General features: G+C 65.4%; 14 protein-coding genes. 5 read left to right on the top strand and 9 right to left on the bottom strand.

The genetic code is table 11. From position 1 onward, the window contains the following. Nucleotides 1-19 precede the first annotated feature (19 nt). From ACS5Q0_RS06390 to ACS5Q0_RS06380, 3 genes are read left to right on the top strand one after another with little or no spacing between them, the layout of a single operon-like run. Entirely contained in the window at nt 20-682 is a 663-nt protein-coding gene (locus tag ACS5Q0_RS06390; protein ID WP_473125777.1) for a CDP-alcohol phosphatidyltransferase family protein, read from the top strand. After that, nucleotides 679-1,302 carry a lysophospholipid acyltransferase family protein gene (locus ACS5Q0_RS06385; protein WP_473125776.1) on the top strand — a complete coding sequence of 208 codons (624 nt, stop codon included), beginning with the start codon at nt 679-681 and terminating at the stop codon, nt 1,300-1,302. Before ACS5Q0_RS06390 ends, ACS5Q0_RS06385 begins: the two co-directional genes overlap by 4 nt. Beyond that, nucleotides 1,299-2,243, top strand: coding sequence for a phosphatidate cytidylyltransferase (locus tag ACS5Q0_RS06380; RefSeq protein WP_473125775.1), 945 nt, complete (start codon nt 1,299-1,301; stop codon nt 2,241-2,243). Before ACS5Q0_RS06385 ends, ACS5Q0_RS06380 begins: the two co-directional genes overlap by 4 nt. 3 nt (nt 2,244-2,246) lie before the next feature. Here the strand turns inward: ACS5Q0_RS06380 and ACS5Q0_RS06375 are convergent, their stop codons facing one another. The 5 genes from ACS5Q0_RS06375 to ACS5Q0_RS06355 form a co-directional block, all read right to left on the bottom strand. After that, the gene (locus tag ACS5Q0_RS06375) at nt 2,247-3,143 is read right to left on the bottom strand and encodes a LysR family transcriptional regulator (protein ID WP_473125774.1); all 897 of its coding nucleotides are present in this window, start codon (nt 3,141-3,143) and stop codon (nt 2,247-2,249) included. A 146-nt stretch (nt 3,144-3,289) separates the two neighbouring features. Continuing rightward, nucleotides 3,290-5,080, bottom strand: a complete 1,791-nt coding sequence (locus ACS5Q0_RS06370; RefSeq protein ID WP_473125773.1) for an ABC transporter permease — start codon at nt 5,078-5,080, stop codon at nt 3,290-3,292. Between the two features lie 17 nt (nt 5,081-5,097). Beyond that, nucleotides 5,098-6,078, bottom strand: a complete 981-nt coding sequence (locus ACS5Q0_RS06365) for an ABC transporter substrate-binding protein (RefSeq protein WP_473125772.1) — start codon at nt 6,076-6,078, stop codon at nt 5,098-5,100. Between the two features lie 204 nt (nt 6,079-6,282). Continuing rightward, nucleotides 6,283-7,479, bottom strand: coding sequence for a DNA methyltransferase (locus ACS5Q0_RS06360; protein WP_473125771.1), 1,197 nt, complete (start codon nt 7,477-7,479; stop codon nt 6,283-6,285). Between the two features lie 159 nt (nt 7,480-7,638). Continuing rightward, nucleotides 7,639-8,280, bottom strand: a complete 642-nt coding sequence (locus ACS5Q0_RS06355; protein WP_473125770.1) for a ribonuclease HII — start codon at nt 8,278-8,280, stop codon at nt 7,639-7,641. A gap of 172 nt (nt 8,281-8,452) precedes the next feature. Between ACS5Q0_RS06355 and ACS5Q0_RS06350 the strand changes: the two genes are divergently transcribed. Next, nucleotides 8,453-9,583 carry a vWA domain-containing protein gene (locus ACS5Q0_RS06350; RefSeq protein WP_473125769.1) on the top strand — a complete coding sequence of 377 codons (1,131 nt, stop codon included), beginning with the start codon at nt 8,453-8,455 and terminating at the stop codon, nt 9,581-9,583. A 226-nt stretch (nt 9,584-9,809) separates the two neighbouring features. On the opposite strand, the gene ACS5Q0_RS06345 is transcribed toward ACS5Q0_RS06350, so the two are convergent. Beyond that, entirely contained in the window at nt 9,810-10,940 is a 1,131-nt protein-coding gene (locus ACS5Q0_RS06345; protein ID WP_473125938.1) for a PA0069 family radical SAM protein, read from the bottom strand. Between the two features lie 166 nt (nt 10,941-11,106). Between ACS5Q0_RS06345 and ACS5Q0_RS06340 the strand changes: the two genes are divergently transcribed. Then, complete coding sequence (locus tag ACS5Q0_RS06340) at nt 11,107-11,598, top strand: glycosyltransferase family 2 protein (RefSeq protein WP_473125768.1); 492 nt, start codon at nt 11,107-11,109, stop codon at nt 11,596-11,598. Nucleotides 11,599-11,706: 108 nt separating this feature from the next. Here the strand turns inward: ACS5Q0_RS06340 and moaB are convergent, their stop codons facing one another. From moaB to ACS5Q0_RS06325, 3 genes are all read right to left on the bottom strand, one after another. Then, nucleotides 11,707-12,261: a molybdenum cofactor biosynthesis protein B gene (gene moaB / locus ACS5Q0_RS06335; protein ID WP_473125767.1), complete on the bottom strand. Its 555-nt coding sequence runs from the start codon at nt 12,259-12,261 to the stop codon at nt 11,707-11,709. A gap of 138 nt (nt 12,262-12,399) precedes the next feature. Next, nucleotides 12,400-13,263 carry a KPN_02809 family neutral zinc metallopeptidase gene (gene ypfJ, locus ACS5Q0_RS06330; RefSeq protein ID WP_473125766.1) on the bottom strand — a complete coding sequence of 288 codons (864 nt, stop codon included), beginning with the start codon at nt 13,261-13,263 and terminating at the stop codon, nt 12,400-12,402. An 86-nt stretch (nt 13,264-13,349) separates the two neighbouring features. Then, complete coding sequence (locus tag ACS5Q0_RS06325; RefSeq protein ID WP_473125765.1) at nt 13,350-14,186, bottom strand: uracil-DNA glycosylase; 837 nt, start codon at nt 14,184-14,186, stop codon at nt 13,350-13,352. Nucleotides 14,187-14,231: the final 45 nt, after the last annotated feature.

The raw sequence follows: 14,231 nt of genomic DNA, 5'->3' as shown, positions 1-14,231 counted from the left end.
TCTTGCCGAGACTTTCCCGATGGCCATGCAACCGAGTGGGTTCACGGATAACCCGAAGTCCGATGGCCGACGTCCGATTGCGGCGTGCAGCAGCGGCTTTGCGAAAAAGCTCACACAGGTTCTGCTCAAGACCTCCGTCACGCCCAATCAGATCTCGGTGGCGAGCATCGCTTTTTCTGCCATCGGCGCCTGGGCTCTCACTTATTCGCCCGCGCATCCGCTGCTTTACCTCATCGCGGCTGCCGGCATTCAGATGCGCCTGCTGTGCAACCTGCTCGACGGCATGGTGGCCGTGGAGGGCGGGCGCGGCTCTCCGGTCGGAGCGCTCTACAACGAGGTCCCGGATCGCATCGCCGACACGATGCTTCTCGTCGCGATGGGATATGCCGCCGGTTCCACCTGGCTCGGTTGGGCGTGCGCGCTCGCGGCTGCGCTGACGGCTTACATCCGTGTTTTCGGTGGGGCGCTCGGGCAGGCGCAGGATTTTCGCGGCCCGATGGCGAAACAGCATCGCATGGCCCTGTTGACGGGCGCATGCGCTCTCGCACTCGTCGAGAGCCATCTCTGGCAGGAGCGCTGCGTGTTGCTTGCCGCCGCGTGGATCGTGCTGATCGGTGCGCTCGCAACCTGCCTCACGCGTCTCTGGGCCGTTGCAGGCCGGATCGGGCGCGAACAACCATGATCGATCTCGTTCTCATCGCCCTCACGCGCTTTCTCGTCGGCGCGCATTCCCACTGGACGGGCTCTCGTCCGGACGGGAAACAGCGCATCTATTTTGCCAATCACGGCAGTCATCTCGATACGCTTCTCCTGTGGTCCGCTCTGCCGGGGGATCTGCGTGCGACCACGCATGCCGCCGCAGCGGCGGATTACTGGGGGCAAGGCTCGATCAGGCGCTTCATCGCGCAGAAAGGCCTCAACGCGGTGCTGATCGACCGGTCGGGATCGTCGGCACCCGGCGAGGCGCTGGAGCCGCTGCGCAAGGTGCTTGCCGGCGGCCGCTCGTTGATCCTGTTTCCGGAAGGCACACGCAGCACCGGCAGGCTGCCCGGACCTTTCAGGAGCGGGCTTTACCGGCTGGCGAAGGAGTTCCCGAACGTCGAACTCATCCCGGTCTATCTCGACAATCCCGCGCGGGCGATGCCGAAAGGCGCAATCCTTCCGCTTCCCATCATCTGCTCCGCGCATTTCGGCGCGGCTCTCGAGCGTATCGAGAACGAGGAGAAGGAAACCTTCCTTTCGCGCGCGCAGGCCGCCGTCTCGGCGCTCGCGCCGCGTGTTTCCGAGGCCCCAACGTCATGACGCTTCTTCAGAAATCCCTGATCCTGTTCGGGCTCGTCGTCGCGCTCTTGGCAGGAGCCTCGGTGATTGGGCGGATGTTGGCCCGCAGGGCGACATCCGAAAGCGGCATCGCAACGGTCGAGAACCTGAATGCGCGCATCAGAGCATGGTGGGCGATGATCGCGATCTTCGCGGCCTGCTATGCGTTGGGATTTTCCGCGACGGTGGTGCTCTTCGCGCTGACATCCTTCTACAGCCTGCGCGAGTTCATCTCCCTCACGCCGACGCAGCGCGCGGACCATGTGCCGCTGGCCTTCGCCTTCTACGTGCTGCTGCCGCTGCAATATTGGCTGATTTGGTTTGATCGCTACGGTCTGTTCACGATCCTGATCCCCGTCTATGGCTTCCTCCTTCTGCCGAGCCTCTCCTCGCTCCAGGGTGACCCGGTGAATTTCCTGCTGCGCGTCAGCCGCATCCAATGGGCCGTGATGCTCACGGTCTATTGCATCAGCCATGCTCCCGCGCTGATCCTTCTCCGGATTCCCGGATACGAGGGCCAGAGTTTTCTGCTGCTCTTCTTCCTCACCGCCGTTGTGCAGTTCAGCGATGTGATGCAGTACGTGTTCGGCAAGCTGATGGGCAGGACGAAGCTCGCACCCGTCATCAGTCCGTCCAAGACCGTCGAAGGGCTCGTCGGCGGCGGGTTGTCCGCGATGGCGCTCGGCGCGGCCCTCTGGTGGATCACGCCGTTTTCGCCGTCTGTGGCCGCGGTCATGGCCGGCCTTATCGTGATCGCCGGTTTCCTTGGCGGATTGTCGCTATCCGCCGTCAAGCGCTCCATGGGAGCAAAGGACTGGGGCACGATGGTGCAGGGCCACGGCGGTGTTCTCGACCGCATGGATTCGGTCAGCTTCGCGGCTCCCCTGTTTTTCCATCTGACGCGCTATTTCTACGCCCTGTAACGATCAGGATCCCACCAGCGCCTTCTGATTGCGCTTGAACAGCATCGCCAGCGCATTCGCCACGCGCATCACGTTCGCCCGGTTGCGGCTGCGGCGGTGCATGACGAGGAAGACGTCCTCGATCAGGTCTCCTTCGGGCTTCACCACCTGCTTCAGATCGGGATCGGAATCGCCGAGCCAGCAGGGAAGGAAGGCCGCGCCTAAGCCTGCCTTCGCGGCCTGGTAGCGGATCGGCATGTCGCCGATGCGCGCCGCGATGGTGCGCCCTTGCGCGAATTCGGCGACGTAGGCCGCCTGCCGCGACAGGGTCGGGTCCTCCGGCGGGGCGATGACGGACGTCGGGTCCTCGCTGGTGGCGTAGATGGCGAAAGCGATCTGCCCGACCTTGCGCGCCACGAGATCGTCCGTGCCCTCGGGCAGGACGCGCATGCGCAGGCCGATATCGGCTTCGCCCGAGGCGAGGTCGAGCTTGCGGCGCGTCGGGATGTAGGCGATTTCCACGGGCTCGGCGGCCTTGTGCAGCTCTGCCGAATGCAGCGACAGGAACAGGGCGACCGAGGAGGTCGCGGTCACGCGCACGGGCGCATCCGGATCGGGCCGGTAGGCGGCGGCCGTGCGGGACACCACGCTCGCGGCCTCGCCCATGGGGGAGGCGGCCTCGAGGAGCGCCTGGCCTGCTTCCGTGAGCTCCAGATTGTTGGGACCGCGCTGGAACAGGTCGAGCCCGAGAGCCTCCTCCAGCGCCTTCACGCGCCGGGCGATCGTCGGCTGGCTCTGTCCCAGCGCCTTCGCCGCGCCGTTCATCGATCCATGAGCCACCACGGCCAGGAAAATCCTGAGATCGTCCCAGGACGGTTCGCTGAAGGCGAGATGGAAGGGATCGTGAGACGCATGAGCCATGGAAGGATGTTAAAGCGTTCGCCGCGCGAGGGCATAGGGGAATGTTCCATAGTCGAGGACAATCCGCACCATGCTTCGTCTTCTCACCGGCGGCAGCCCCGCGACGATGGGAGAGCGCTCAACATTCCTGGGGAGGTCGGAAACCGTCAGACGCCCAGGACCGGTCTGGCCTCGGCCTGCCTCGGCGCCTGCGCGCGAGGATCCGTCCGGACCGGGTCGCGGGCGGGGAACGCCGCGCCTTCCGCCGGGCAATGCCAGGGCAGGGTGCCGGCCGGCAGATGCCGGCCCAGGGCGTGGAGCGCCAGCATCGCGAGCATCACGACGGCGACGATCACGACGGCGACGGCCGATGCCTGGCTCGCGAGCCCCGCTTCTTCGAGGCTGTAGAGCACGACGCCGATGGTCTCGGTGCCCGCCGACCAGAGCAGCGCCGAGACGGTCAGCTCGCTGAAGGCGAGCAGAAACGCCATCAGGCCCCCGGCTACGGCTGCGGGAAGAAGCGAGGGAAGGACGATGTCGACGAGACGCCGGGCGAGCCCCGCGCCGTCGAGGGTGGCGGCCTCCTCCTGCGCCACGTCGATCTGCGCCATGCCCGCGAGGACGGGCTTGAGCACGACCGCGAGAAAGCGGGCGAGATAGGCGAAGACGATGATCGACGGGGTGGCGTAGAGCGAAAGCCCGATCAGCGGCAGCGGCTTCAGGAACAGGAGAATGCAGGCGATCGCCAGCACGATGCCTGGCAGCACATAGGAGGTTTCGAGCAGAGCCGTCATCGGGATCCGCGCAGGTCCACCCAAGCGCACCAGCGCATAGGCCATCGGGATCGCCAGGACGGCCAGGAGGCACGCTGCGCCGCCCGCGTAGGCAAGGGAGTTCGCGAAGGCCCGCATGGTCGCGTCCTGCCGCGCCAGCACTTCCGTGAAATTGTCGAAGGTGATCGTCCCGAGATTCAGCGGCATGCCGTAGGATGGCACGAGCGCCGCCGTCAGCAACGACAGCATGGGCAGAACGAGAACCGCCGCAATGACGAGGGCGACGAAAATCTCGGCTGCCGCACGTCCTCGTTCGAGGCGCCAGAACGGCTGCAGCGGGGCGTCTTCTTCCAGAAGAACGTCGCCGCGGCGCGTCAGCGTCTGGCTGATTGCGACGCAGACGATGGCAATGGCCGCGACGAGAAGCCCGAGGGCCGCCACATCGCCGAGCATGCCGGTGCCGAAGCTCGACAGGCGGCGGTAGATGAGAACGGGCAGGGTGAGATAATTCACCGGCGCGCCCAAAAGGGCCGGAATGCCGAAATTGCCGATGCCCGCCACGAAGGCGAGAAGGCTCGCGCCCATGAGATGGGGCCGCAGCAGTGGCATTGCATGGTCGGTGACGATGCGCAGCGGCCGGGCCCCGTCCACGCGCGCGGCCTCGACGATGGCGAGCGGGATGCGCTTGAGGCCCGCACTCATGACCACGTAGACCAGCGGCGCATGGTGCAGCCCGAGCACCAGGATGATGCCGCCGCGCCCGAGCATCGGATTGGCGCTGCCGGCCTGCGGCGCAAGGCCCAGGGTGTTCAGGATGGGAGAGGCCGGACCGGCGAGATGCAGGAAGGCCAGGGCGATGACCTGGGGCGAGATCATCACCGACAGGACGAAGAGGAACGAGGCGACATGGCGCCCGCGCATGTCGGTGATGCCCAGCACCAGCGCCATGGCCGTGCCGAGGGGCACCGCCAGCAGGGTGGAGAGAAAGGCGGTTTCCAGCGTCGCCTGCGCGGCGCGGAGCGCGGCCCGGCTTGAGAGCGCGGCGAGCGCCTTTTCCGGATCGAAGGCTCCCCCCGGAGCCAGGGCTGTCATCAGGAGCCGCAGGGCCGGCAGGATCTCGAAGCCCACGATGACCAAAGCGACGAAAGCGAGGAGGCCGAAACCTCCCCGCTCCAGGAATGGCATGCTGTGCGTACGGTCTCTCACTGCCCGAAGATGTCGGCGAAGGCCGCCTTGTTCGCCGTCTCGTCGGCGAGCGCTTTCGCGGCGTCGAAGCTCATGACCTTGATCTGCTCGCGCGGCGGATAGCCGGGAGGCAGCGCCACGGCGGGATGGGCCGCGATATAGCCCTGCTTGAGGGCCAGCTCCTGTCCCTCTTTCGAGAGCAGGAAGTCCACGAAGGCGCGGGCGGCGTCGGGGTTCTTCGTGGTCTTGAGGATGGCGACCGGCTCGGACACGGCGGAAACGCCTTCCTTCGGGAACACGAACTCGATCGGGGCGCCCTTGGCCTTCTCGCGGATCGGCATGTAATCGACGATGACGCCGTAGAGCTTCTGACCGCCCGCGACCTGCTTGAGCACGTCGCCATTGCCGCCGCCGGCCACGGCGCCGTTGTCCTTGAGGTCCTCATAGTATTTCCAGCCGCCTTCGAGGTTGCCCGTCAGGGTCGCCGCATGGATCAGGGCGGCGCCCGAGGTGAGCGGGCTCGGCATGACGAGCTGCCCCTTCACCTCGGGTCGGGTGAGGTCGAGCCACGAGGCGGGCTTGAAGGTCGCCTTCGTGTTGTAGGCGATGCCCGTGGTGATCAGCTTGGTGGCGAACCAGAATTTCTGGGGATCGTGCGTGCCGGAGGGATAGGCCGAAATGTCGGCCTTCTCGTGCGCGAGGAGGCGGCCGTCCTTCTTCAAGCCTTCCATGGTCACGCTGTCGGCGATCAGCAGCACGTCGGCCTGCGGCTGACCGGCCTCGAACTCGGCGCTCAGCTTGGCGAGGATCTTCGGCGTGCCGTCGCGGACGAAGGTCAAGGTGACCTCGGGATACTTAGCCTTGAAGGCGTCGACGGTCTGCTGCGCGTCCGTGTTCGGCTGGCTCGTATAGAGCACCAGATTGCCGGAAACCCCGTCGGCCTGCGCGAAAGCGGGCACAAGGGCGGCGAGCAGGGGAAGCAGACGCTTGATAAGCACGGGCAGTTCCTTTTTTGTTAAGGCCATCCCCCGCGCTAACGGCCCTGGATGACGCCCCTGTGACGGAAGGTTAGGGCACCGGATTCAAAAGTGGACCCCGCTTTTGGGATCAATCCGATGCTCCCTCCTCTAGGCGCTCCAGCACAACGTGAAAAGGGCCAGCGATGGCTGGCCCTGTCACAGATTCGGGATAGGAAGCCTTCCTCAGGCCGCGATCTCGGCCCGCACCTTGGAGCGGAACTCGTCGATGGAGACGAGCTTGCCGCCACGCTCCACGTGCCAGAAGGTCCAGCCGTTGCAGGAGGGGAAGCCCTGCGTGAGCGCGCCGATCTTGTGGATCGAGCCGACGATGGCGCCGAGCGCCAGCGTGCCGTCGGCGCGCACCACCGCCTTGTGGCGTCGGCGTTCGTCGACCAGCGTCTCGCCCGCCTTCACGTAGCCGCCCTCGACGAGCGACAGGAACGGCACGCGCACTTCCGTGCGCTTTTCAGGCGGTGCTGCGACGGAGACGTCGTCGAGGGGGACGACCGCGTCGATGCGCTTGCGCGCCGCTTTCGCATAGGTCGGATCGCGTTCGAGGCCGATGAAGTTGCGCCCGAGCAGCTTGGCGACGGCGCCCGTGGTGCCGGAGCCGAAGAAGGGATCGAGCACCACGTCGCCCGGATTGGACGAGGAGAGCAGCACGCGGGCGAGCAGGGCTTCCGGCTTCTGGGTCGGATGCACCTTGCGCCCGTTCTCGTCCTTCAGACGCTCGTCGCCGGTGCAGATCGGAATGAACCAGTCCGAGCGCATCTGCACGTCTTCATTGCCGGCTTTCAGCGCATCGTAATGGAAGGTGTAGCCCTTCGAATCAGCGCTCTTCGAGGCCCAGATCATGGTCTCGTGCGCGTTCGTGAAGCGGCGGCCCTTGAAGTTCGGCATCGGGTTGGCCTTGCGCCACACGATGTCGTTGAGGACCCAGAAATCCAGATCCTGCAGGGCTGTGCCCACGCGGAAAATGTTGTGATAAGAGCCGATCACCCACAGCGTCGCGTTCTTCTTCATCACGCGGCGCACGGCGGAGAGCCACGCGCGGGTAAAGGCGTCGTATTCGGCAAAGCTCGCGAACTTGTCCCAATCATCGTCGACGGCGTCGACGAGGCTCTGGTCCGGGCGCGTGAGCGCCTGTTCGAGCTGGAGATTGTAAGGCGGATCCGCGAAGACCACGTCCACGCTCTCGGGAGGAAGCTTCTCGAGATTGGCGATGCAATCGCCGAGAAGGATCTCGTTGAGAGGAAGAGACTTCGGCAAAACGGAGAGGGAGGCTTGACGCCCCGTCCGAGGAGCCGGCGCAGACCGCCCGGTACGCGAGACACTGATCCGGGAGGCGGCGCCGGCAGCCCCGGTACGCAAGGTACCCATGGGTGATCACCGGTTACGCAACTGACACTCAGGATCATCGTCCGTTAGGGTAAAGATCAGGTTTCCAGATCGAAAAATTTGCGTCTTATTTTGGGTCGGCAAAACTTGCCGACTTATTGAAAAGATTGATCTTTCTGGGTTAACGCGCGTTAGGTTTGGTTACAGGTCCAGTAACCCTTGCTTCAAGGGCGCAAAACTCAGGCGATGGAAAGGGCAGGGACCGTCGCTGGTGAGCACCTGAAGATGCAGCTTCGTGCTGTAGCCCGCGTTGCTCGCGAATCCATAAGCGGGATAAGCCTCGCCCAAGCGCGCCATCATGCGGTCGCGCACCACCTTCGCCACGATGGAGGCGGCCGCGATCGACGCGATGCTCGAATCGCCCTTGATGACGGCCTCTGTCGCGCAGGGCAGGCGCGGCGGATCGTTACCGTCGACGAAGGCCATGTCCGGCGTGCAGGGAAGGGCGGCCATGGCGCGGCACATGGCGAGGAGCGACGCCTGCCGGATATTGATGGTGTCGATCTCGGCATGGGACACCGACGCGATGCCGACCTTCGCGGTTGCCAGGATCTCCGCGAACAGCGTCTCGCGCTTCTGCGCCGAGAGCGCCTTCGAATCCGCCAGGCCCCGGGGCACGTTGTCGAGATCGAGCACCACCGCCGCCGACACGACCGGCCCGGCGAGCGGCCCACGCCCGACCTCGTCGAGGCCCACGATGCAGGAAAAGCCCGCCGCCCGGGCGGACAGCTCGCGTTCGAGGCCGAGGCCGGATGTCTTCGATGAGCGAATCGGTGCGGTCATGGACTTCATGGAGCGATCGAGAAAGCAGGCGTCTTGTACTGCATTCGAGGCAGGCCTCCTCAGTGACGAGTGGCCACAGGATCCGTCAAGGGTCTTGTTATCGAAACGATATTTCATATTTATGTCGCATTTACCGCCAAGCTTGCCTCCCGTCACCTCGACGGGAGTCTTTATGGTCCACTCACTTCGCTTGGTTGCCGCTGCAACCTGCCTTTCGGTCGCGGGGGCTCTTGCGGTCACCCCTGTTTTTGCCGAGGACGCTCACAACAGACGCCAGGAGCCGAAAAGGGTCGAGGTCGTGTTCGTCCTCGATACGACGGGATCCATGGGGCCGCTGATCGAGGGGGCCAAGCGCAAGATCTGGTCGATCGCGACGTCCATTGTCGACCAGAATCCGAATGCCGAGGTGCATATGGGCCTCGTCGCCTATCGGGATCGCGGCGACGATTACGTGACGAAGGTCTATCCGCTGACCCGCGACATCCAGAAGCTCTATGGCGAACTCCTTGCCTTCCAGACCGACGGCGGAGGCGACTGGGCGGAATCCGTCAACGAGGCTCTCGACGCCGCCGTGACGAAAATCGAATGGACGCAGGGCGCGCAGACCAACCGCATCGCCTTCCTCGTCGGCGATGCGCCGCCGCATATGAACTACAGACAGGACCGGAAATATCCGGAGGTGATGCGAACGGCGCGCGAGCGCGGCATCGTCGTCAACGCGGTGCAGGCCGGCGGCGCGAAAGACACGGAACGTGTCTGGCGCAATATCGCGCAGCTGGCAGGCGGCCGCTATATTCCGATCCCGCAGGATGGCGGAAAGGTGGTCGTGATCGAAACCCCTTACGATCGCGAGATTCTCAATCTGCAGATCGAGGTCAATAAGACGGTCTTGTCCTATGGATCGAGCCGCCAGAAAGCCGAGGTTCAGGAGAAGGCGAAGGCCGTCGCAACTGCACCCGAATCGGTGGCGAGCGACATGGCGACCTACCTGCGCAAGTCGGGCAAGGGCGCGAAAGCCGTGACAGGCGAAGGCGATCTCGTGGGCGATGTGGCTGCCGGAAGCGTCGAATTCGACAACATCAAGGAGGCCGAGCTTCCTGACGAACTGCGGAACCTCGATAAGTCCGAGCAGAAGAAGATCATCGAGGTCAATTCGCAAAAGCGTCAGGAGCTTTCATCCAGGATGGACGAACTCGTCAAGCAGCGCGACGCCTACATGACCGAGGCGCAGATCAAGGCCGGACCGAAAGCCGACAGCTTCGATGGGGTCGTGAAGGAGACCTTGCGCAGTCAGATCAAGTGATGGCTCAGCGGGCGCTCAGAGGGTCGCGTCGGCGAAAAGGCGACCCGTCCCAAAGGGGCGGCCATGACGAATGCCGAGACATGCCATAACGCTCTCCGTCGTCATCCCCGGGCTTGTCCCGGGGACCCACGCCTTCCTGTCGCGCAGCTCCCAAGACGTGGATGCCCGCGCCGAGCGCGGGCATGACGGGAGAAGGCCATGACGGGAAACGCATGTATCGCAGCGACTAGAACAGGGTGAGCTGCCCCGTCTCCTTCGCGGGCGCCTTGAACAGGTCCTTGCGGAGGGACAGGTTGCGCTTGTTCAGCTCCAGCCGTTCGCAGGCGGTCTCGAAGCGGCGGCCGATCATCCAGGCATAGGGGCCGACGCCCGACTGGCGCTTGCTCCAGTCCGAGTCGTAATCCTTGCCGCCGCGGGCTTCCTGCAGCAGCGAGAACACGTGCTTGAGCTTGTCGGGATAGTGCTCGACCAGCCAGTCGCGCATCAGGTCCTTCAGATCGTGCGGCAGGCGAAGCAGCACATAGCCCGCCTCCTGCGCGCCGGCGATCTGCGAGGCTTTCAGGATCGCCTCGATCTCGTGGTCGTTGATGGCCGGAATGATCGGGGCCACCAGCACGGTCACCGGAATGCCGGCCTCCGACAGCCTGCGCACGGTCTCAAGGCGCTTGGCGGGCGTGGCCGCGCGGGGTTCCATCCGGCGGGCGAGCTTCGGGTCGAGGGTCGTGATCGAGATCGCCACCTTGGCGAGCTGCCGGTCGGCCATCCGGCTCAGGATATCGATGTCGCGCGTGACGAGCGCCGATTTCGTCACGATGCCGACCGGGTGACCGGCCCGGTCGAGCACCTCCAGGATCGAGCGCGTGATGCGGAATTTTCGCTCCACCGGCTGGTACGGATCCGTGTTGGCGCCGAGCGCGATGGTGGTGGGCTGGTAATTGGCCGCGCGCAGCTCCTTCTCCAGGAGTTCGGCGGCGTTCGGCTTGGCGAAGATCTTGGTCTCGAAATCGAGACCCGAGGACAGGCCCTGATAGGCATGGGTCGGGCGCGCGAAGCAATAGGAGCAGCCGTGCTCGCAGCCGCGATAGGGGTTGATCGATTTCTCGAAGAGGATGTCGGGCGAGTCGTTCCTCGTGATGATCGTGCGCGGCTTCTCGATGATCACTTCCGTCGGCAGGGGAGGCAGATCCTCCTCGATGGCCCAGCCGTCGTCGAAGCTCTCGCGCTGCGCAGGCTCGTAGCGTCCGCTCGGGTTCGCCCCCGCGCCCCGTCCGCGCCGGCGCTCCACCTCGACCCGGTAGGCCGGGTCGTCCATGCGCCGCCGCGCCGCTTCAGCAGCCTCGAGGGGGGAGCGTTTCATAGGCCTGGCTGGAGCGGGCTGCTCCTTGAAACGGATGGACATGGCGGCCTCGCGCGAATCGGCGGAAAGAACATCTCCAGAACAGAACAAATGAGGAACAAAATCAAGGGGCCCGACGGCAATCCCACCGGCGACGTTTCCGCCCGAAGGGATTATAAGGAGGGGCATGATCACCGTTCTCGTTCGCGTCACCCATGGACCGGAGGCCCTGGCCGCCACTCTGAGCGCCCTCGTGCCCGCGGTCGCGGCGGGGCTCGTGGGCGATGCGGTCATTCTGGCGGGGCGTCCCGACGAGACCGTCTCCAAGGTCGCCGACGCCGCTGGGGCCAGCCTTGTGGTGGCGGAGAATGTCTCCTGGGCGGAGGGCGCCCGGAGCGCCCGGCGCGACTGGCTGCTCTGCCTCGACGACGGCGATATTCCGCAGGAGGGCTGGATCCGGGTTCTTGACCGCTTCGTGACCCTCGCGACGCCCGAGCGGGGACGCGCCCGTTTCCGCCGTCACGGCATCGGTCTGGCAGGGTTCGTGCGCCGCCTGCTCGCGCGCCCGCCGATTCTGGCGGGCGATCTCGTCCACCGCCGCGTTCTGCTCGATGGGGTGAAGGCCCGCGCCCCCGTGCGCCTCTCGGCCCGGATCGAGCGGGATCCGGTTTTCGGCTGATTCAGAGCATCGTGCGGACCCAGCGGGCCGCGTCGAACGATGCTCTCTTCTCAGGAGAATGCATCGGATCTGCCCCAAAAGTGCGAATCCACTTTTGGGGCAGATGCTTTAGCCCTGCAGTTTCCCGCGCTTCAGATGCTCGTCGAGGCGAGGCATGATCTCCACGAAATTGCAGGGGCGATAGCGGTAGTCGAGCTGGGTGATGAGAATCCCGTCCCAGGCATCCTTGCAGGCTCCGGGAGAGCCCGGCAGCACGAAGATGAAGGTGGCGTTGGCCACGCCCGCCGTGGCGCGCGACTGGATCGTGGAGGTGCCGATCTTGTCGTAGGAGATGCGGTGGAAGACGGCGGAGAAACCGTCCATGCGCTTCTCGAACAGGGGCTCGATGGCTTCGGGCGTGACGTCCCGGCCGGTGAAGCCCGTGCCGCCGGTGGTGATGATCACGTCGATGGCGGAATCAGCGATCCAGCTTTTCACCTTCCCGCGGATGGCGTCTACGTCGTCCGGCACGATGGCGCGATCCCCGAGCCGGTGACCCGCCTTCGTGATCCGCTCGGCAAGGGTCGATCCCGACTTGTCCTCGTCGAGGGAGCGCGTGTCGGACACGGTGAGAACCGCGATGGACAGGGGAATGAAGGTGAGCGTTTCGTCGATGCCGGGCATGAGGCTTGAATCCCTTGGGGAGCATTCACCTCTTTCGTCATACCCGGCCTTGCGCCGGGTATCCACGTCTTTGGCTGCGCTGCGGTGCTAAGACGTGGGTGGCCGGGTCAAGCCCGGCCATGACGTAGGCGTGAAACCTTACAGCCGCGCCGCCCTGAACGTATCGCAGGCCTGGATCGAGCCGCTCTTCAGGCCCGTCGTGAGCCAGGTCATGCGCTGCTGAGAGGAGCCGTGGGTGAAGGAATCCGGCACGACGCGGCCTTGGCCCTGCTGCTGCAGCTTGTCGTCGCCGATGGCTTCGGCGGCGCGGATCGCCTCTTCGATGTCGCCCTGTTCGAGCGATTTCCAGCGCTGGTTGGAATGGTGCGCCCACACGCCCGCCAGGCAATCGGCCATCAGCTCGACGCGCACGGAGAGCTGGTTCCGTTCCGCTCCGCCGACCTCGCGCTGACGCTCCTGGACGCGGGGCAGGATGCCGAGCAGGTTCTCCACATGGTGCCCAACCTCGTGCGCGAGCACATAGGCATAGGCGAAATCGCCGCCCGCGCGGAAGCGGCGCTGCATCTCCTCGAAGAAGGAGAGATCGATGTAAACGGTCTGGTCGAGGGGACAGTAGAACGGACCCATGGCCGATTGCGCGCCGCCGCAGCCCGAGCGGGTCGCGCCGGAGAACAGCACGAGCTTCGGCTCGCTGTACTGCCGGTTGGCCTGCTGAGGCAGAACCGTCTTCCACACGTCCTCCGTGTTGCCGAGAATGGCCGAGGCGAAGCGCCCCGCCTCGTCCTGCGGCGTGCCCTGACGGCCCTGCTGCTGCTGATAGCCCGAGCCGCCGCCGTTGATCATCTCGGCGCCGCCGATCAGGATGCGCGGGTCGATGCCGAGCGCCCAGCTGATCAGGCCCAGAACCACGATGGTGCCGATACCGAGGCCACCCGCGCCGCCCATGCCCATGCCGCGGCGGTCTTCCACATTGGACGAGGTTCGAAAGTCTTCCCAGCGCATGTTTCACCTACGAACAGCGGCCTCACTTGCCGCAGGAACTTAAGGCGTGAGCATATAGCTCGGTTCCGGATTGGGCTGAAGGAGGCTCATTCCCGCCCGTCGAGCGCCCGCCTCAGGGACATGAAATCGCGCCAGCCGAGGCGCTTCTGAAGGGGCTGGCGCAGGAGATAGGCCGGGTGCAGGGTCGGAAGCGCGCGGATCTCGCGGCCGTCCTCCGTCTTGTAGGTGAACCAACGGCCACGGGTGCGAAGGATCCCGTCTTTGAGGCCGAGAAGGTTCTGCGCCGCGGGACCGCCGAGGCAGAGCAGGAATTCAGGATTGGCCAGCTCGATCTGGCGCGCGATGAACGGCTTGCAGATCGCGACTTCCTGCGGCGTCGGCGTACGGTTGCCCGGCGGCCGCCAGGGCACGATGTTGGCCACGTAGACCTGACTGCGATCGAGGCCGATGGTGGCGAGCATCCGGTCGAGCAACTGGCCGGAGCGGCCCATGAAGGGCTTGCCGATCCGGTCCTCGTCCGCTCCGGGGGCTTCGCCCACCAGCATCACCCGACCGTCCGGGTTGCCGTCCGCGAAGGCGAGGTTCTTGGCGGAGAATTTCAGGGCGCAGCCCTCGAACCCGGCCAGGATCGTCTCGAGCTCTTCCAGGGATTGCGCATGGCGAGCCTGCTCGCGGGCGAGGCTCGCGACCTCGTCGGGCGCGCTGGCGGCGGCCTTGGGCAGCGCCCGGGGCAGGGAAGGCGAGACGGTCGAGGGGGTAGCGGCGCCCGCGCGCTGAGGGGCCGGCCTGGATTGAGCAGGCTCGGGCTTCGGCTCCGCGAAGCGGTTATGCGGGGTCTCGTCGAGGGCAAGATCCACCCCCGCCTCGACATGGAAGTCGAGGAGCGCCTTCAAAGCATCGTGGTCGGACGGGAGATCCTGCATGGATCGTATGTAAGCATTCCGGGGCGGATGAACAACTCAGGTCAG

The organism is Microvirga sp. HS2 (assembly GCF_055792805.1).
This window is presented reverse-complemented; position numbering and strand designations above follow the sequence as displayed.